This is a genomic window from Williamsia sp. D3 (assembly GCF_000506245.1).
In the GTDB taxonomy this organism is placed as follows: Bacteria; Actinomycetota; Actinomycetes; order Mycobacteriales; family Mycobacteriaceae; genus Williamsia; species Williamsia muralis.
In genome coordinates, this window is the sequence record NZ_AYTE01000049.1 from 18168 (window position 1) to 36049 (window position 17882).

The 17882-nt window shown below is 65.5% G+C and carries 16 protein-coding genes; 7 read left to right on the forward strand and 9 right to left on the reverse strand.

All coding sequences use genetic code 11. The features are described from left to right. Positions 1–323 precede the first annotated feature (323 nt). Together W823_RS0131125 and ilvD are read left to right on the forward strand one after the other, a co-directional pair. A complete protein-coding gene (locus W823_RS0131125; RefSeq protein ID WP_023963814.1) occupies positions 324–848 on the forward strand; it encodes a PH domain-containing protein in 525 nt (174 codons plus the stop codon). Positions 849–1033: 185 nt separating this feature from the next. Beyond that, positions 1034–2881: a dihydroxy-acid dehydratase gene (ilvD, locus tag W823_RS55710; RefSeq protein ID WP_023963816.1), complete on the forward strand. Its 1848-nt coding sequence runs from the start codon at positions 1034–1036 to the stop codon at positions 2879–2881. Positions 2882–2988: 107 nt separating this feature from the next. On the opposite strand, the gene W823_RS55715 is transcribed toward ilvD, so the two are convergent. Continuing rightward, positions 2989–4053 (reverse strand): DoxX family protein, encoded by a 1065-nt coding sequence (locus W823_RS55715; protein ID WP_023963818.1) that lies wholly within the window; start codon positions 4051–4053, stop codon positions 2989–2991. A gap of 138 nt (positions 4054–4191) precedes the next feature. On the opposite strand from W823_RS55715, the gene W823_RS55720 reads away from it, so the two are divergent. Then, complete coding sequence (locus W823_RS55720) at positions 4192–5271, forward strand: sorbosone dehydrogenase family protein (protein ID WP_023963822.1); 1080 nt, start codon at positions 4192–4194, stop codon at positions 5269–5271. A 4-nt stretch (positions 5272–5275) separates the two neighbouring features. On the opposite strand, the gene gatB is transcribed toward W823_RS55720, so the two are convergent. The 4 genes from gatB to W823_RS55740 all read right to left on the reverse strand — a co-directional run bounded on the left by gatB (position 5276) and on the right by W823_RS55740 (position 9956). Beyond that, the gene (gene gatB, locus W823_RS55725) at positions 5276–6766 is read right to left on the reverse strand and encodes an Asp-tRNA(Asn)/Glu-tRNA(Gln) amidotransferase subunit GatB (RefSeq protein ID WP_023963824.1); all 1491 of its coding nucleotides are present in this window, start codon (positions 6764–6766) and stop codon (positions 5276–5278) included. Between the two features lie 102 nt (positions 6767–6868). Next, entirely contained in the window at positions 6869–7903 is a 1035-nt protein-coding gene (locus W823_RS55730; protein ID WP_023963826.1) for an ATP-dependent 6-phosphofructokinase, read from the reverse strand. 112 nt (positions 7904–8015) lie between these two features. After that, the gene (locus W823_RS55735) at positions 8016–8669 is read right to left on the reverse strand and encodes a response regulator transcription factor (RefSeq protein WP_023963828.1); all 654 of its coding nucleotides are present in this window, start codon (positions 8667–8669) and stop codon (positions 8016–8018) included. 9 nt (positions 8670–8678) lie between these two features. Then, positions 8679–9956, reverse strand: coding sequence for a sensor histidine kinase (locus W823_RS55740; RefSeq protein ID WP_023963830.1), 1278 nt, complete (start codon positions 9954–9956; stop codon positions 8679–8681). A gap of 166 nt (positions 9957–10122) precedes the next feature. Here W823_RS55740 and W823_RS55745 point away from each other — a divergent pair, with 166 nt between their 5' ends. Next, on the forward strand, positions 10123–10737 hold the full coding sequence (locus tag W823_RS55745; protein ID WP_031333690.1) for a hypothetical protein: 615 nt from the start codon (positions 10123–10125) through the stop codon (positions 10735–10737). Further along, a complete protein-coding gene (locus W823_RS55750; RefSeq protein ID WP_023963834.1) occupies positions 10734–11936 on the forward strand; it encodes an alpha/beta-hydrolase family protein in 1203 nt (400 codons plus the stop codon). The genes W823_RS55745 and W823_RS55750 overlap by 4 nt, the downstream gene beginning before the upstream one ends. Before the next feature lie 68 nt (positions 11937–12004). Here the strand turns inward: W823_RS55750 and gatA are convergent, their stop codons facing one another. The 3 genes from gatA to W823_RS55765 form a co-directional block, all read right to left on the reverse strand. Beyond that, complete coding sequence (gene gatA, locus W823_RS55755; RefSeq protein ID WP_023963836.1) at positions 12005–13498, reverse strand: Asp-tRNA(Asn)/Glu-tRNA(Gln) amidotransferase subunit GatA; 1494 nt, start codon at positions 13496–13498, stop codon at positions 12005–12007. Beyond that, positions 13495–13794, reverse strand: a complete 300-nt coding sequence (gene gatC, locus W823_RS55760; RefSeq protein WP_023963838.1) for an Asp-tRNA(Asn)/Glu-tRNA(Gln) amidotransferase subunit GatC — start codon at positions 13792–13794, stop codon at positions 13495–13497. The genes gatA and gatC overlap by 4 nt, the downstream gene beginning before the upstream one ends. Before the next feature lie 106 nt (positions 13795–13900). After that, the gene (locus tag W823_RS55765; protein WP_031333694.1) at positions 13901–14467 is read right to left on the reverse strand and encodes an antibiotic biosynthesis monooxygenase; all 567 of its coding nucleotides are present in this window, start codon (positions 14465–14467) and stop codon (positions 13901–13903) included. A gap of 109 nt (positions 14468–14576) precedes the next feature. On the opposite strand from W823_RS55765, the gene W823_RS55770 reads away from it, so the two are divergent. Both W823_RS55770 and W823_RS55775 read left to right on the forward strand, forming a co-directional pair. Continuing rightward, complete coding sequence (locus tag W823_RS55770) at positions 14577–14918, forward strand: YbjQ family protein (protein WP_030172081.1); 342 nt, start codon at positions 14577–14579, stop codon at positions 14916–14918. Between the two features lie 68 nt (positions 14919–14986). After that, positions 14987–15652 (forward strand): amino acid-binding protein, encoded by a 666-nt coding sequence (locus W823_RS55775; RefSeq protein WP_023963844.1) that lies wholly within the window; start codon positions 14987–14989, stop codon positions 15650–15652. A gap of 17 nt (positions 15653–15669) precedes the next feature. On the opposite strand, the gene ligA is transcribed toward W823_RS55775, so the two are convergent. Continuing rightward, positions 15670–17811: an NAD-dependent DNA ligase LigA gene (gene ligA / locus W823_RS55780; RefSeq protein WP_023963846.1), complete on the reverse strand. Its 2142-nt coding sequence runs from the start codon at positions 17809–17811 to the stop codon at positions 15670–15672. Positions 17812–17882 lie beyond the last annotated feature (71 nt).

The following is a 17882-nucleotide window of genomic DNA, read 5'->3' on the forward strand; positions in this document are numbered from 1 at the left end:
CACCTTCCCTCTGTTCGGACACCACGACCCTGGGCCGTATGCGTCGGTGGACAACAAAAAACCCCCGACAGCCGTTGCTGTGCGAGGGTGGCGCGTCGATGCTTTGTGAGTACTCGTGGGAGATACCCGGTCAGGCGATGACGCGCCGGCCGAGTACGAGAATCTGTTTTTGCATCACAGTTAGCCAGGCTAGAACTGCGGATGCAGTGAGTCAAACTCCTTGAGATCCGATCCCACATCGTGGGATCGAATCAACGCCCAGGCTTCAGGGCTGTGTTCATCGCCGATTCTGTCTGCGTCTTCGGGGATGCCACAATGTCTCGGTGTCCGAGACCGAATCAATCGAGCTGCCCGCGGTGTTCCGCATCACTCCGGTCGCCTACTTTGCTGCGTTCATGATGGCGGTGACGTCGCTGGCCCTGGCGGGCGCATCGTTGCGCTATCTCGGCTGGACCCTGGTGGTCCCGATCCTGCTGGCCTTGTGGATCCATCGGCTGCGCACCATCGTCACCGAGGACGGGGTCACCGCCGTGAGTCTGCGGGGACGCCGGTCGGCAACGTGGGACCAGATCGCCGGGCTGCAATTCCCCAAGTGGGGCGCTGTGCGTGCGATCCGGACCGACAAGTCCAAACTCGTGCTGCCCGCCATCACCTTCCGCGACCTACCCCGCCTGTCGGCGGCCAGCCGCGGACGCATACCCGACCCCTACGCGATCGACAGCCCCGAGCAGGAACGGATAGCCGAGGTCGAGGAGCCAACGCCCGAGCCGACCTCGCCGACCGATGACACCATCTCCGACAACGATGGACAGTCCGGCACCAAACCCGGCGAGGGTACGACCACCTGAGTCCCGGACGGCTCCCGCCGGACCCGTCTGCGTCGAGATGATCTGCGCCGAAACCCGCACTGAGCACTGCTGAATCGGTACGGCCGCGCAAATGCGGCCGCGCCCACCGGAGTACGGTTGACCGCGCAACTATTCCGTGCCGCAGCCCGGCCGGATCTGGTCGAGCAATCGAGGAATCAGCAGCCATGCCGAATTTGAGGTCACGCACCACCACTGTCGGACGTAATGCGTCGGGCGCCCGCTCGCTCTGGCGCGCCACCGGGATGACCGACGACGATTTCGGCAAACCGATTGTGGCCATTGCCAATTCGTACACCCAGTTCGTACCCGGCCATGTGCACCTCAAGGACGTGGGCGAGATCGTGGCAGACGCTGTTCGTGCTGCGGGAGGCGTGCCGAGGGAATTTCACACCATCGCTGTCGACGACGGCATCGCGATGGGCCACGACGGCATGCTCTACTCGCTGCCCAGCCGGGAGATCATCGCCGATTCGGTGGAGTACATGGTCAACGCCCACACTGCCGACGCGCTGGTGTGTATCTCCAACTGCGACAAGATCACCCCGGGAATGCTGAATGCGGCCATGCGGCTCGACATCCCCACCGTCTTCGTCTCGGGCGGCCCGATGGAGGCCGGCAAGGCGGTTGTCGTCGGAGACACGGTGCATCCCTCGTCAGACCTGATCACGTCGATATCGGCCTCTGCCAACGACGCCGTCGACGATGCCGCGCTCCGGGAGGTCGAACTCGCCGCGTGCCCGACCTGCGGTTCGTGCTCGGGCATGTTCACGGCAAACTCCATGAACTGCCTCACCGAGGCGCTGGGACTCGCCCTGCCGGGCAACGGTTCCACCCTCGCGACCCACGAAGCGCGCCGCAGTCTGTTCAGCAGGGCCGGACAGGTGATCGTCGAGGCAGCGCTGCGGTACTACCGAGACGATGACGAGTCGGTGCTCCCCCGGAACATCGCGACTCCCAGCGCATTCCGCAACGCCATGGCGGTCGACGTGGCCATGGGCGGCTCGACGAACACCGTTCTGCACGTATTGGCTGCCGCCCAGGAAGGCGAGGTCCGCGACTTCGATCTCACGGTCATCGATGAGATCAGCCGTCGGGTGCCCTGCTTGTCGAAGGTGTCGCCCAACTCGGACTACCACATGGAAGACGTGCACAGGGCCGGTGGAATCGCCGCCATCCTGGGCGAACTCCGTCGGGCAGGACTGCTCGACGACACCACCAGCACGGTTCATTCGCCGACGATGGCAGCCTTCCTGGACGACTGGGACATCCGCGGCGGCAAGGCAACCGACGAGGCCTTCGAGCTGTTCCACGCCGCCCCCGGCGGCGTTCGCACCACCACACCGTTCTCGACTGCGAATCGATGGAGCTCTCTCGACACCGATGCTGCCGGCGGATGCATCCGCGACATCGAGCACGCCTACACGATCGAAGGCGGGTTGTGCGTGCTGCGCGGCAATCTCGCCGAGGACGGCGCGGTACTCAAGACGGCCGGCATCGACGAGGAACTGTGGCACTTTCAGGGCCCGGCTCGAGTGGTCGAGTCCCAGGACGAAGCCGTCCAGGTCATCCTGAGCAAGACCATTCAGGCCGGCGAAGTACTGGTGGTGCGGTACGAAGGTCCTGCTGGTGGGCCCGGCATGCAGGAGATGCTGCATCCCACCGCCTTCATGAAGGGCACGGGCATGGGCAAGAAGTGCGCGCTCATCACCGACGGGCGTTTCTCGGGTGGTTCCTCGGGCCTGTCGGTCGGTCACATCTCGCCGGAAGCGGCCGCGGGTGGTGTCATCGGACTCATCGAGGACGGCGACCAGGTCCTGATCGACGTGAAGACCCGCAAGCTGGAGGTGCTCGTCGACGACGAGGTCCTCGCCGATCGCCGAGCGAAGATGGACGCATCCGAACGCCCGTGGCAGCCGATGCAAGCCCGCGATCGGAAGGTGACCACCGCGCTGCGCGCGTACGCCAAGCTCGCCACGTCAGCCGACAAGGGTGCGGTCCGCCAGGTCGATTGACCGGTCCCGATCGGCCCTGAGATCGGCCCGTTGCGAGGCCGCCGAGGGACATATGCCCCCGGCGGCCCGCCACGGCGACGAAGTTGGCGACGTTGCGAAGGGCCTGACTACTGGGCGGGGTTACCCGGCGATTCGAACGGGTTGGTTCCGTTGAACAGGAACCATATCGCCACGGGTGCGGCGATGCCGACAACAAGCCAGGCGACCGACCCGATGAACGGCCGGGTGGCCCAGCCCCGGTTGAAGTCGAGAGAGATACGGCCTGGCCCGGTCAAGATGATCACCGCGGCCGCCAGACCGAGGAACAGTTCGTACTCGATGCCCTTGTTGGTGAAGTCGGGGTCGACCGCGAAGAACCACACGCCGCCCGCGAGGGTCGACTTGAACAGCGCGGCGACAACCATGACGCCCAGGACCGCCGCGCCCGCGATGGGGGTCAGCAGTCCGAGCACCAGCATCAGCCCGCCGATGGTCTCCGAGAGCGCGCCCAGTACGGCAAGCCACTTGGCGGCATCCGGGTTGAACCCGATGTTCGTGTTTGCCGAATTGACAAGGTAGTCCTCGAAGCCGCTGAGCCGGGGACCGTTCCACCACCCGAACAGTTTCTGGCTGCCATGGGCCATCGCGATCAGGCCGACACCCACCCGCAGGATCAGCAATCCCAGATCGGTGGTCCCACGCCGCACGGGCGCCTCGGTGACCACCGGACCGACGGGCTCGGGCTCAGCCGGGCCGCGGGTCGCGAAGTCGTCATCGTCGTCGTATCGCGGCTGCGGGCCGTGTTGACGATGGAAGTCGTCCCGGTCCACACCCGCGGTCGGAATCCGGGTTGTCGCGGTGGAGGGCGCCGCTGCAGCGGGCCTGGCCACCACATCGGTGTCCTGACGGGACAGATCGTCGTCGGCGGCCTGCGCACCGGCCGGCGTCGCGCCGGCAGGCTGCTTGCGCATGGTCGGGATCTGCTCGGTCTCTTCCAGTTCCGCCTCGTCCTGGGCGAACTGACCACTCTCACCGGATCGAGGCGAGCGGTACGGCGCGTAGCCATAGGCGCCGGTATCGCCCTCCGGCCTGCTCGCCTGCGGGTCGCGCGCCGCACTCTGCGGCACTCCGATCTGTTCGGTGGGCTCGTCGTAGGGGCTCGACCCCTGGCCGTCAGGATCTCGTTCGGTCACAGTTCGACCTTAGAGGCTCACCGGGCAACCCAAGTGTTCGCCGGGCCGGGCGCGCCCGATCAGTAGGGTGGACGCCATGACAATGCACCACGGGTCTGCGATCGCACGGATCGTGATCATGCTGGTGGCGGCAGCCACGTGGTGACCGGATGTGCCGACGGCTTCGCCGAGCAGGACCGCAACCGCGACGCCGGCCAGTTCTCGACCAACCCCAACCCGCCGTTGCAGCAGCAGGAACAGACACCGAGCAGTCCACCACCGACCGATCCGGGCGCTCCGACGGGTCCGTGCCCAGACCCCGACCCGACCGTCATCGCCACATGTCTCGACACCACCAGCGGCGTGCTCCCAGGAAATGCCGACGCGACGGCGACCGTGGTCGCGCAACGCACCACGGGAAAGATCGTGCGCACCAAGCGCGGCGGGCCGACTCAGGACGTGGCCTCGTTCGAGGTCGATGCCTCAGGCGACGGCGGCCTGCTGGACTTCGCGTTCTCCCCCGATTTCGCGCAGGATCAGTTGCTCTACGCCTACATCACCACCCCCACCGACAACCGGGTGGTCCGGCTGGCCCCGAATGACGTGCCCAAGCCGATCCTCGTCGGGATCCCGAAGGGCCCGGTCGGGAACATGGGAACCATCTATTTCAAGAGTCCGACCGAACTGCTGGTGGCCACCGGCGACGCAGGCGACCCACAGTCGGCGTCTGACCCGGCATCCCTGGCGGGCAAAATTCTGTCGGTCACGGACTTGGCATCGGGTAGCACCACCCCACCTCGGGTGCTGACCTCGGGACTGGGATCGAACCCGGCTCTGTGCCCCGACGTCGCCACCGGTGCGCTGTACCTGACCGACCGCGCGCCCGCCGAGGACCGCCTCCAGCTGATCAGCGCCACCGGTGTGGCGCGCACGCTGTGGACCTGGCCCGACAAACCGGAAACGGCTGGATGTGCTGCGGTCAACGGCATGATCATGGTGTCGCAGACCAGGACTCAACGACTTCAGGCCCTGGCGGCACCGACCGAGGAGAAGCCCACCACGGCCGAACCGGTCACCGTGCTGGAGAAGCGGTATGGGTCGCTCGGACGCCTCACGGCTGTACCCGGTGGCCTCTTCCAGGTCGCGACGGTGAACAAACAGACCGGTACGGCCGGCCCCACAGACGATCGGGTGATCATCATCCCGATGCCGCAGGGCCCCGCCGACACCAACATCTGATCCGCTACTGGCAGGCAGCCAGTACCAGTTCCTTGACCCGGGCCGGATCTGCCTGTCCCCGTGTGGCCTTCATGACATCGCCGACGATCTTGCCTGCGGCGGCCACCTTGCCGCTGCGGATCTTCTCCGCGATGTCGGGGTTGTTGGTCAGCGCCTCGTCGACCGCCTTCTGCAGCGCGGAGTCGTCGCGCACGACCTCCAGGCCCCGGTCGGCGATGACCTGTTCGGGTTCGCCCTCACCGTCGAGCACTGCCGTCACGACCTGCTGCGCGAGCTTGTTGGTGAGTTTGCCCTCGTCGACGAGAGCGACAACTGCCGCAACCTGCTTCGGGGTGATCGGCAGATCCGCCAGCTCCGTACTCCGGGAGTTCGCCTGCTGGGCCAGGAACGAGACCCACCAACCGCGCGCGGCGTCCACCGACGCGCCGGACTCCACCGTTGCGATGATCAGGTCCACGGCACCGAGGTTCACCAGGTCACGCATCACCTCGTCGGACAGACCCCACTCCTGCTGGATCCGTGCGCGCCGCAGCCATGGCAGTTCGGGGATGGTCTCGCGGAGTTCCTCGATCCATGCCGAATCGGGTTGCACCGGAGGCAGATCCGGTTCGGGGAAATAGCGGTAGTCCTCTGCGGTTTCCTTGCGGCGCCCGGCCGAGGTGGATCCGTCGGACTCCTGGAAGTGCCGGGTCTCCTGGATGATGTCGACCCCCGACTTGAGCAGCGCACCCTGGCGCCGCATCTCGTACCGGACCGCGACCTCGACACTCTTGAGTGAGTTGACGTTCTTGGTCTCGGTGCGGGTACCGAACTCGGTGGCGCCCTTCGGCATCAACGACAGGTTGGCATCGCAGCGCATGGAGCCCTGGTCCATACGGACGTCGGAGACACCGAGCGACTTCAGCAGATCACGCAGTGCGGTGACATATGCGCGAGCGACCTCCGGTGCCCGCTCCCCCGCTCCTTCGATCGGCTTGGACACGATCTCGATGAGTGGCACGCCCGCGCGGTTGTAGTCGAGCAGCGAGTGGCTCGCGCCGTGGATGCGACCGGTGGATCCGACATGCAGAGACTTGCCGGTGTCCTCCTCCATGTGGGCCCGCTCGATCTCGACGCGCCAGGTGGTGCCGTCGTCGAGCGCGACGTCGAGGTAGCCGTCGTACGCGATGGGGTCGTCGTACTGCGAGATCTGGTAGTTCTTCGGCTGATCCGGGTAGAAGTAGTTCTTCCGAGCGAAGGTGCTCGACGGACGGATCGAGCAATTGAGGGCCAGGCCGATGCGGATCGCCGACTCGATGGCCCTCTCGTTCGCCACCGGCAGCGAGCCGGGCAGGCCGATGCAGACAGGGCACACCTGGGTGTTCGGTTCGGCACCGAAGGTGGTGGGGCAGCCACAGAACATCTTGGTGTTGGTGCCCAGCTCGACATGCACCTCCATGCCCATCACGGGATCGAATTCGGAAATGACATCGTCGTAGTCGAGCAGTTCGGTCATGCACCGAGTTTAACTGGCCCCCGCACCCCCGATGATGTGCCCTTCTGGCGGCGCTCACCTGGCTTTTACCCGCCATAAGGGCACATCATCGGGGGTGGGGAGTCAGCCGAAGAAGGCCGCGGCGTCCTCGTAGCGGTTCTGGGGAACGAGTTTGAGCTCTTTGGTGGCCTCACCGATGGGAACCAATCCGATGTTCGGCCCTTGGAGGCTGACCATCATCCCGTAGTCCCCGTTGTGCGCGGCGTCGGCGGCGTTTACCCCGAATCGGGTGGCCAGCACCCGGTCATAAGGTGTCGGTTTGCCACCGCGCTGCACGTGACCGAGCACGGTCGTCCGTACTTCCTTGTTGATCCGGCGCTCGATCTCGACGGCGAGCTGTTGTGCGACTCCGGTGAACCGCTCGTGTCCGAACTCGTCGAGTCCACCCTTGAGCACCGAGAAGTTACTGCCCTCGGCAGGTTTGGCCCCCTCGGCGACCACGCAGATGAAGTGCGAGTCACCGCGCTGGAAGCGGCGTTTGACCAGACGGCACACCTCTTCGACATCAAACGGCTGTTCGGGGATGAGGATCATGTGTGCACCGGATGCGATGCCCGAATGCAGCGCGATCCAGCCGGCGTGGCGGCCCATCACCTCCACCAGCATCACGCGCTGATGCGACTCGGCGGTGCTGTGCAGACGATCGATGGCGTCGGTTGCGACGGTCAGCGCGGTGTCGAACCCGAACGTCACGTCGGTGCAATTGATGTCGTTGTCGATGGTCTTGGGCACCCCGACCACCGGGACGCCTTCATCGGACAGCCAGGACGCGGCGGTCAACGTGCCCTCGCCGCCGATCGGGATCAGTACGTCGATGCCGTTGTCGTCCAATGTCTGCCGGATCTGGTCGAGACCGGCACGCAGCTTGTCCGGATGTGTGCGGGCAGTACCCAGCATGGTGCCGCCCTTCGCGAGCAACCGATCGTTCCGGTCGTCGGCGGCGAGATGAATCCGCCGGTCCTCGAGCAATCCCCGCCAGCCGTCGAGGAATCCGACCACCGCCGACCCGTACCGGACCTCGCTGGTCCGGACCACGGCCCGGATCACCGCGTTCAATCCTGGGCAGTCACCGCCACCGGTTAGCACTCCAATGCGCATCTGGTGTTCCCGCTCCCTTTTCATCTGTGCTCAGACTGTCATCTCTGCTCGGACAGCACGCGCTCTGCGGGCGCCACTGGCTTCAATTGTGCAACCGAATGCAAGCTACGGCTCAGCGCACGCCGTTTTCGTAGGCATAGACAACCGCTTGCGCGCGGTCGCGCAGCTGCAACTTCGAGAGCACGTTGCTGACATGGGTCTTGACCGTCTGCTCGGCCACAAAGAGATGCGTTGCGATCTCGGCGTTCGACTTGCCCTCGGCCACCTGCTCGAGCACCTCGCGTTCGCGAGGGGTCAACCCGGAGAGTTCGCTCGACGGGGCGCGGCGAGGGCGTTGTCTACTGGTCACCTCGGCGATCAGCCGACGGGTTACCGACGGTGCGAGCAGTGCGTCACCGGCTGCCACCACGCGGACCGCACGCACCAGCTCTTCGGCCGGCGCATCTTTGAGCATGAAGCCTGAGGCACCGATCCGCAGGGCCTGATAGACGTAGTCGTCGATGTCGAAGGTGGTGAGCATCAGGATTTTGCTGGACACCTTTGCCGGTCCGGAGAGCAGTTGTTCAGCTGCTGCGAGGCCGTCGAGGACGGGCATGCGCACATCCATCAGCACCACGTCCGGGTGGAGCTGACGGACCGCCGTCACCGCAGCCTTGCCGTCCGGCGCGTCCCCGACCACCGAGATGTCGGACTGTGCGGCGAGCAGGGCACCGAAGCCCTGTCGAACCATTGCTTGATCGTCCGCAATGAAGACCGTGATCGACACGTCGACAGCCTACTTTTCCACCATCCCGGCCTGCAGACCCGACTGTCCCGAATCATCGACCACACCCGGCGCCCGAATCGGTAGGCGTGCCTGCACAACAAACCCACCGTCGGGTTGCGGCGCTGCGGACAGCACCCCACCGACGGCTTTGGCCCTCTCGATCATTCCCGGAATGCCTAGTCCCCCTTCGGAATCGAGCCCGATGGGTTGTTCCGTCGGAGCGGTGTTGGCAATGGTCACCGCGAGTTCGGTTCCCTTGACCGTCACATCGACGCGCACCTGCGACCCTGCCGCGTAACGGGTGGCGTTCGCCAACGATTCCTGCACGATCCGGTATGCCACCAATGCACACGCGTCACCCACCTCGTCCACGCCGACGGCCGGGTAGTACGTGACGTCGATCCCCGCGCCCCTCGTCGCGGAGATCAGTCCGTCGATCTGCGCCAGCCCCGGGTTCGGGTTGCGTGCAAGTGCATCCGCGGCCGAATCATCTTCGAGACGAAGCACACCGAGCATGGTGCGCACCTCGTCGAGGGCCTCGCGTGCGACGTTGGCGATGGCATCGAACTCGGCCGCAGCCGCGTCGCCGACGCCTTCGATCCGGTATTTCGCGGTCTGTGATTGCACAACCACCACCGACATCCGGTGAGCCACAACGTCGTGGAGGTCGCGGGCGATGCGGGTCCGTTCCGAGAGCACCGCATTCTTCGACTTCTCGGTGTCCTTCAGTTTGGTCTGCTGGGCGAGTTGGGCACGGGATCGCACGATGATGCGGATCAACACGCACATGATGCCGGCGACCGCCAGTCCGATCACCCAGCCGACCTCGGCCTCGCTCGGAGCAACCGAGAACATCACCAGTGCCGACACCAGCCAGATCACCGGCAGAAGACGTAGCGGTGCCTTGAGATAGGCGAGAACCGTGAGCACCACCAGTTCGATGAAGTGCACCACCTGGATGGAGTAGTTCCACGTGTCGAGCCGATCGATGGTCAACCCGATGACCTGTGAGGACACCACCGAGATCGCCCAGCCGAGTGTGGGATTGGCCCAACCCAGCATGATCGGGAGGGCGGCGAACGCCGCGACGACAGGCATCAGCGCTGGCTGCACGTCGTGTGTCACTGCCAAGGTCGGCCACGCAATGGCGTACATGATGAGCGCGACGAGCGTGAAGAAGACGTTGACCTTGCGACTCAAGAATCCGATGACCACCGGGTCTGCGGTGATCGGCAGTTTCTTGGCCTCGTCGACCACATAGTCGGCGGCAGCAGTCAACAGTTTCATTTGTTTGACAGTAGCCACCCATTCCTCGTCCGACCCCATACCTGAGAGTGAGATCTGCACCGACCCGCAGGTAGCACGCGCACCCTGCGTGCACCTCGTAGTAGCCACCGGACAACGCGTCCGACGACCGATGTGCACGGGTGCGCTCCATTTCTACGTTCAATTCATGCGAGCCGTACACAACCGAATCTTTCTGTCCAGCTTGGTGATCTGCTTCGTGGTGGCCTTGGCGCTGTGGCCCGCAACCGCCGCCGCAACTACATCCGCAACGGGGATGTCGCCCGCCGAGGCCGCTGACATCCGTACCCCGGCCGGCGCGGCGATTGCGGCATTGACAGGGCCGAGGCCCGTCGATGCGATCGCAGTACTGCCCGTGGACTTCGAGGCAGCGATGGGATATCGGCCCGAGGTGGTCGATGGCATGCCGATCGATCCCGCAGGCGCTTGCTCATCGCCCATCCCGTTGCCCGACCGGTTCGAACCGCTTTGCAAGACACACGATTTCGGATACGACCTGTTGCGCCTCGCCGACAAGAACGGCGTTCCGCTGGCCGGTTGGGCTCGGGTGGCACTCGACACCATGCTCGCCGAGCGTATGCATGAGGTCTGCGACGACCCCGCCTGCGACTGGGCCGCCGATCTCGCCCGGGTGGGGTTGAGCTTCAACACCTGGCGTCAGCACTCGGGTGCCCCGGTCGCGCGGGAGTCTTTCCCGGCGATCGTTGCATCCACCTTCGTCCGCGGCGGCGAGTCGCTCGCATCTCTGGTGGGTCTGGCATGAAGGCACGCACGTGGCCACACCCACTGGTGACCGCCGGCACCACAGCAGGCGCGGCAATCGCTTTGGCCCCCGGCTCGCTGCCCCGCGAAGCACTGATCCAGGGCGTGCTGCTCGCAGCGTTCGCCGGCATCGGCGCCCTCATCGGCATGCTGGCGTCCCGCTTCGTCCCGTGGCCGGCCGCGCGCACGAGGAAGGTCACTGCCGCCGCCGGGGGCCTGGTCATTGTTGCGATGTTCGTACAGATGATCTGGTGGCAACTCGAGCTGCGATGGGCTCTGGGCACAGAGACCCTCGACCTCGGATGGGTGGCCGTGGCCGCCGCGCCTTCCGGGTTGGTGGCCGTGGGTGTTGCCCTGCCTTCCCGTATCCGCATGATCGGCGCGGCGCTGGCTGCCGCCATCGCGCTCTCGGTCGCCCCGTCACCTGCCGGTGCTGCGGGGTCAGGCGAGTCTGTGGCGCACAAGTTCACCGCTGTCGGCGCCCAATCAACATCGCTACGGGTCTACGGGGAACTCGACACCCGCGACGTCACCGACCGCGCGCAGAATCTGGTGAAACGCTGGCAGGCCGCGGGTGGGATGCACCGCAGTGCGGTGGTGGTCGCAGTACCCACCGGATCGGGGTGGGTGGACCCGGACGCTCTGGTCGGGATCGAGTCGCGGATGGCCGGAGATGTGGGAGTTGTTGCTTTGCAGTACAGCGACATTCCGTCTTGGCAGGCTTTTCTGTCGAGTTCCGCACCGGCCCGCGACAGCGCTATCGCGGTCACGGCCGCGCTCATCGATGCCGTCAACCGGTCGGCCTCGCCCAGCCGCCCACACATCTACCTCTACGGCCAGAGTCTGGGCGCGGTCGGCGCCGACGCGGCACGGCAATGGGCGCAGGCCAATCGTTCCGGCGCGCTGTGCCACACGGTGCTCGCGGGCGCCCCGGCGGGCACAGCGTCACTGTCGGCGCCGTCGACCACCGTGTTGGCGAACGGATCTGATCCCGTGGTGCGCTGGTCCCCGCGGTTAATCTGGCAGCCGCCGGCGCTGGCGTCCGGCATCACCCACGACTTGCCGACACCACCGTGGCTACCGGTGGCCGGGTTCGTCCAGGCCAGCGCGGACCTGATCGGGGCACTGTCGTTCCCTGCCGGTCACGGTCATCAGTACGGGACCGAACAGGGTCACGTCATCCCCGTCTGCCCCCGATGATGTGGCCTTATGGCGTACCCCACCTGGGGTTTTCGTCGCCAGAAGGGCACATCATCGGGGAGCGGGGGTCAGACGATCGGGCCCCGGGCCGCCTCGTAGGCGGCGCCGACGCGATACAGCCTCTCGTCGGCCATCGACGGAGCCATGATCTGCAGTCCCACGGGCAGTCCATCGTCCTCGGACAACCCCGACGGCACCGACATCGCGCAGTTCCCGGCCAAGTTCACCGGGAGGGTGCAGAGGTCGAAGAGATACATGGCCAGCGGGTCGTCGACCTTCTCGCCGATCGCAAACGCCGTTGTCGGAGTGGTCGGCGACACCAGGACGTCCACGGTCTCGTACGCCTTGGCGAAGTCGCGGGCGATGAGCGTGCGAACCTTTTGTGCCTGACCGTAGTACGCGTCGTAGTAGCCAGACGACAATGCGTAGGTTCCGATCATGATGCGGCGCTTGACCTCTGGACCGAAGCCGGCCGCACGGGTCATTGCCATCACCTGTTCGGCGCTGTGGCTGCCGTCGTCGCCGACCCGCAGTCCATATCGCATCGCATCAAACCGTGCGAGGTTGCTGGACACCTCGGACGGCAGGATCAGGTAGTAGGCACCAAGTGCGTAGGTGAAGTGCGGGCACGACACCTCGACCACTTCGGCGCCACGCTCACGCAATGCCTCCACGGCCGCGTTGAACGAGGACAGCACGCCCGCCTGGTAACCGTCACCCTGCAATTCGGCGACAATACCGACCTTGACACCTGAAAGGTCTTGCGAAGAGCCGGCTTTCGCGGCGGCAACCATGTCACCGACCGGCTGGTCGATCGACGTCGAATCCCGTGGGTCGTGCCCGGCGATCACCTGGTGCAGGAGCGCGGTGTCCAGCACGGTGCGCGCGCACGGTCCGCCCTGATCGAGCGACGAGGCACATGCCACCAGCCCGTACCGCGAGACGGTGCCGTACGTCGGCTTCACGCCCACGGTCCCGGTGACCGAGGCCGGCTGACGCACAGAACCGCCGGTGTCGGTGCCGATGGCCAGCGGCGCCTGGAACGAGGCCAGGGCCGCCGCGCTGCCGCCACCCGATCCGCCGGGGATCTTTGTTGTGTCCCAAGGGTTTCGGGTGACGCCGTATGCCGAGTTCTCGGTGGACGATCCCATCGCGAACTCGTCCATGTTGGTCTTGCCGAGGATCGGGATGCCCGCAGCGCGCAGCCGTGAGGTGACGGTGGCGTCGTACGGAGGTACCCAGCCCTCGAGGATCTTCGAACCACAGGTGGTGGGCGCGTCGGTGGTGGTGAACACGTCCTTGAGGGCCAGCGGGACACCGGCAAGCGGCGATGCCGGGGGCTCGCCCGCAGCAATGGACTTGTCGACGGCCGCGGCCGCCTGCAGTGCTTCGTCGGAATTGACGTGCAGGAAGGCGTTCAGCTCACCGTCCACCTCGGCGATCCGGTCGAGGTGCGCGCTGGTGACCTCCACGGCAGACAGGTCACCGGCGTGGATCTTCTCCGCCAGTTGGGCGGCGGACAAGCCGGTGATCTCGCCGGACTGGCGGGTGGGTGCGGTCACTGTTCTTCTCCGAGGATCTGCGGCACTGCGAACCGTCCCTGCTCGACCGAAGGTGCACCCGAGAGGGCTTCCTCGGTGGTGAGACTGGGCACGATGGTGTCGGGCCGTAAGACGTTGGCGATGTCTGCCGGATGTGCGGTGCCGGGGATGTCGGCCGCGGCGACTTCCGAGATGTTGGCGACGTGGGACAGAATCGAATCGAGCTGACCGGCGTAGTGGTCGAGTTCGTCGTCGGTCAGCGCCAGCCGCGACAGCCGGGCGAGATGCGCAACCTCATCACGCGAGATGGCAGACACGAGAGATGCACCTTTCTGTTCGAGGGCGGCCCACGATGATGTCGGCCCGAACCCCGGTCCAGACTAGTCGGCGCCGGTCCCCCGATCGCCTCAGGTGCCGCGAGCCCTACAACCAGCGTTTGAGTCGCGCGGTGATCCACGGCAGCAGCAGGTACACCATCAGCGGTGTGCTCACCAATGTGGCGATCAACGTCTTCACCACCAGCGGCGTGTCCCCCAGGTGGGCGATGATGCCGATGTTGATCGCCAGACTGAGAGGAAAGAAGCCGAGCCAGATGGTGATCGCCTGCTTCCAGCGTGGTGGCGGAGCGCCCAACACGCGTACCGCCTGCGTCAGCGTGGACTGCGGCTCGAACCATCCTTCGATGCCGGACAGGCGATGGGTGGCGTACTCCACCGCGATCCCCTCCCCACGCGAGAGCCAGGCCTTGCGCACCGGCGACGACACCCAATCGTCGACCTGTGCGTGGTTCTCGAACCGGTACATGACGTAGTACTCGCCGGGCACCTTCGATGAGCGCAACCACCCTCCGCCGAGGAAGCCCGGGAATGTCCGGGCCAGTGCGATTCCGGCGTCGGTCCAGGCGATGAAGTCGTGTTCTCGATCAGGCTCGATCCGGCGTGCCACGGACGTGGTCACGTCGGAATGATCGCGCGCATCGTCGATTGCCATCCGCTCATTATCGAGCCCGAACGGCAACCGCCCCGAACTCTGGGCCTGCGTCGTGATCAGGCGAATATCCGGCGGGCGGATGATGGGTCGCCGACGTATCGTCTCGTTCATGATCATCGTCACAACAAACGACATCCCCGGCTACCGGATCACCTACACCTTCGGCGAGTGCTTCGGGCTGACCGTCCGGTCACGCAACATCGGATCGAACCTCGGTGCCGGCTTCAAGGCGATGGCGGGTGGTGAACTCAAGGGAGTCACACAGCTACTCCACGATTGCCGTCAGGAAGCACTGCAGCGCTTGGCGACCGAGGCGCAGCAACGCGGCGCGAACGCCGTGGTGGCGTTCCGGTTCGAGACCACCGAGTTCGGTGGAACCGGTATCGAGGTGTGCGCGTACGGCACGGCAGTGGGCGTCGAAGCGCTCCCCGGAACCACTCCTCCGGCCTGATCGCCAGGCCACTGAGCGCCGGCCACTGAGGGCGCGCCACACGGCAGGGCCGACGTAGCGGTGGGAGAATGTCGACCGTGTCCTATCTGCTGCGCGTCTACCTCCAGGACCGGCCCGGATCCTTGGGCCTCCTGGCCGTTTCCCTGGGTTCGATCGGTGCCGACATCCTGTCGCTCGACGTTGTCGAACGCGGCGAAGGGTACGCAGTCGATGACATCGTCGTCGAGGTTCCGCGCAGCTCGCTACCCGACACCCTGATCACTGCCGCAGAGAAGGTTGATGGCGTGCGAGTGGATTCGATCCGCCCGTACACCGGCATCCTCGAGACCCACCGGGAACTCGAGTTGGTCAACGAGATCGCGGCCGCCGGCCGCGATCGGCTACAGGTCCTGGTCGAGGCGGCACCCCGGGTTCTGCGGGTTGCGTGGGCCACCATCATCACCTCAGGCGCCAACGGGGCGATCCAGCTCTTCGGGAGCTCTGGTGCCCCGGAAACCCAACTCACCGATGCGAGTTGGCTGCCGATCGACCACGAGGCCGAGCTGGATCCGGAATCGCCATGGGTGCCGCAGTCCTGGCGCGACATGGACACTCGGCTGGCCGCAGCGCCCATCGGGTCACCGGGCAAGGCGTTGCTCCTCGGTCGACCGGGTGGCCCGGACTTCCGTCCGTCCGAAATTGCCCGGATCGGCTACCTCGCGAAGATCGTGACGACGGTGCTCAGACAACCCTGACCGGGTCGGCCGCGTCATCAGTCCCACGGCGCGTCACCTTCGTTCACGTCGGCAGGTGATTCGTCGGTCTCTGCTGGCGGAGGCCCTTCTGCCAGAAGCTTTTTGAACCCGTCTTCATCGAGAATGGGTACGCCGAGCTGTTCTGCCTTGTCCGCCTTGGTACCGGGCGAATCCCCGACGACAACATAAGCTGTCTTCTTCGACACCGACCCTGACGCCTTGCCCCCGCGCACCAGGATGGCCTCTTTGGCGCCGTCGCGGGAGAAGTCCTGCAGCGAGCCGGTGACCACGATGCTCAGGCCTTCGAGCGTGCGCGGGATGGAAGCGTCGCGCTCGTCCTCCAGCTGCACACCGGCCTCACGCCATTTGCGGACGATCTCACGATGCCAATCGACTGTGAACCAATCAGCGACGCTCTTCGCCAACGTGTTACCCATACCCTCCACGCTGGCGAGCTGTTCGGCTGTTGCCGATTCGATGGCCTCCAAGCTGCCGAACTCGGTGGCCAATGCGCGTGCGGCACTCGGGCCGACGTGCCGGATCGACAACCCGACCAATACCCGCCAGAGCGGTACCTTCTTGGCCGCAGAAAGGTTCGCGAGCAACCGCTTCCCGTTCGCGGAGAGATCTCCCGATTTGGTGGTGAACAAAGTGGTCTTGCGGAGATCGTCCTCGGTCAGGCTGAACAGATCACCCTCGTTGTCGAGCACCCCGGAGCTCAGAAGCGCGGTGGCAGCCTCGTATCCGAGAGCCTCGATGTCGAATGATCCGCGACCGGCGATGTGGAACAGCCGCTCTCTCAGCTGGGCCGGACACGATCTGCTGTTGGGACAGCGGATGTCGGCGTCGCCCTCCTTCTGCGGCGCCAATTCGGTGCCGCATTCGGGACAGTGCGTGGGCATCACGAATTCACGTTCGGTGCCGTCTCGCAGGTCGACTACAGGGCCGAGTACTTCGGGGATGACGTCGCCGGCCTTCCGAATGGTGACGGTATCGCCGATCAGAACGCCCTTGCGCTTGACCTCGGACGCGTTGTGGAGCGTTGCCATGCCGACCGTCGAGCCCGCCACCAGAACAGGCTTCATCGATGCGAAAGGAGTGACCCGTCCGGTGCGTCCGACATTGACCAAGATGTCGAGCAGTTTGGTGGTCGCCTCTTCGGGGGCGTATTTGTACGCGATGGCCCAGCGCGGCGCGCGCGAGGTGGACCCCAGCCGACGTTGAAGTGAGATGTCGTCCACCTTGACAACGATCCCGTCGATCTCGTGTTCGACGTCGTGGCGGTGTTCACCCCAGTAGGCAATCTTCTCCAGGATGGCGTCGGCGCCGGCGAGTTTGGTGGTGTGCTCGGAGACCGGCAGTCCCCAGGCACCCAGCGCCAGATAGGCGTCATGGAGAGTCTTGGGCGGCGTTCCGTCGATCCGGCCGAGCCCGTGACAGATCATCCCGAGTCGTCGCCTGGCGGTGATCTGCGGGTTCTTCTGACGGAGGGACCCGGCGGCAGAGTTGCGTGGGTTGGCGAACGGCGCCTTGCCCGCCTCCACGAGCGACGCGTTGAGCGCCTCGAAATCCTCGACTCGGAAGAACACCTCACCGCGCACCTCGAGCAGGTCGGGTATCGGGTAGTCGTCGGACGGGGTGAGCCGGTGCGGTACGTCGTCGATGGTCTTGGCGTTGAGCGTGACGTCCTCGCCGGTGCGTCCGTCGCCGCGGGTGGTGCCGCGAACGAGGACACCTTTTTCGTAGACCAGCGCCAGGGCGACGCCGTCGATCTTCAGCTCACACAGGTATTCCAAGCCCGAACCGGCGTCAGCCTCGACTCGGGACACCCAGCTGCGCATCTCGTCGGCATCGAACACGTTGTCCAGCGACATCATTCGTTCGAGATGGTCGACGGCCTTGAACTCGGTGGCGAAACCGCCGCCGACCAACTTGGTGGGCGAATCGGCGACAGCCAACTCCGGGTATTGGTCTTCGAGGGCCTGCAGGCGGCGCAACAACGTGTCGAACTCACCGTCGGTGATGACGGGAGCGTCTTTCACGTAGTAGCGGAATTGGTGGTCACGCACCTCCTCGGCCAGCTGCGACCACTGCTCTCTGGCCGCAGAAGGAGTCGGCTCCGCGGGCGTCTGCTCACTGATGTCTGCACTGTTGGCCACCCCTCGAAGATAGTCCAGAGGGCTGACACCGAAACCGGACTCGCGGGGTTCGATTCATCGATATGGACTTG

What these genes read in the sequence shown, in the direction of transcription:
- ilvD (WP_023963816.1), top strand. Translation starts at nt 1,034, where the DNA reads ATGCCGAATTTGAGGTCACGCACCACCACTGTCGGACGTAATGCGTCG.
- gatB (WP_023963824.1), bottom strand. Translation starts at nt 6,766, where the DNA reads ATGACCGAACTGCTCGACTACGACGATGTCATTTCCGAATTCGATCCC.
- W823_RS55730 (WP_023963826.1), bottom strand. Translation starts at nt 7,903, where the DNA reads ATGCGCATTGGAGTGCTAACCGGTGGCGGTGACTGCCCAGGATTGAAC.
- W823_RS55740 (WP_023963830.1), bottom strand. Translation starts at nt 9,956, where the DNA reads ATGAAACTGTTGACTGCTGCCGCCGACTATGTGGTCGACGAGGCCAAG.
- W823_RS55745 (WP_031333690.1), top strand. Translation starts at nt 10,123, where the DNA reads ATGCGAGCCGTACACAACCGAATCTTTCTGTCCAGCTTGGTGATCTGC.
- W823_RS55750 (WP_023963834.1), top strand. Translation starts at nt 10,734, where the DNA reads ATGAAGGCACGCACGTGGCCACACCCACTGGTGACCGCCGGCACCACA.
- W823_RS55765 (WP_031333694.1), bottom strand. Translation starts at nt 14,467, where the DNA reads ATGGCAATCGACGATGCGCGCGATCATTCCGACGTGACCACGTCCGTG.
- W823_RS55770 (WP_030172081.1), top strand. Translation starts at nt 14,577, where the DNA reads ATGATCATCGTCACAACAAACGACATCCCCGGCTACCGGATCACCTAC.
- W823_RS55775 (WP_023963844.1), top strand. Translation starts at nt 14,987, where the DNA reads ATGTCGACCGTGTCCTATCTGCTGCGCGTCTACCTCCAGGACCGGCCC.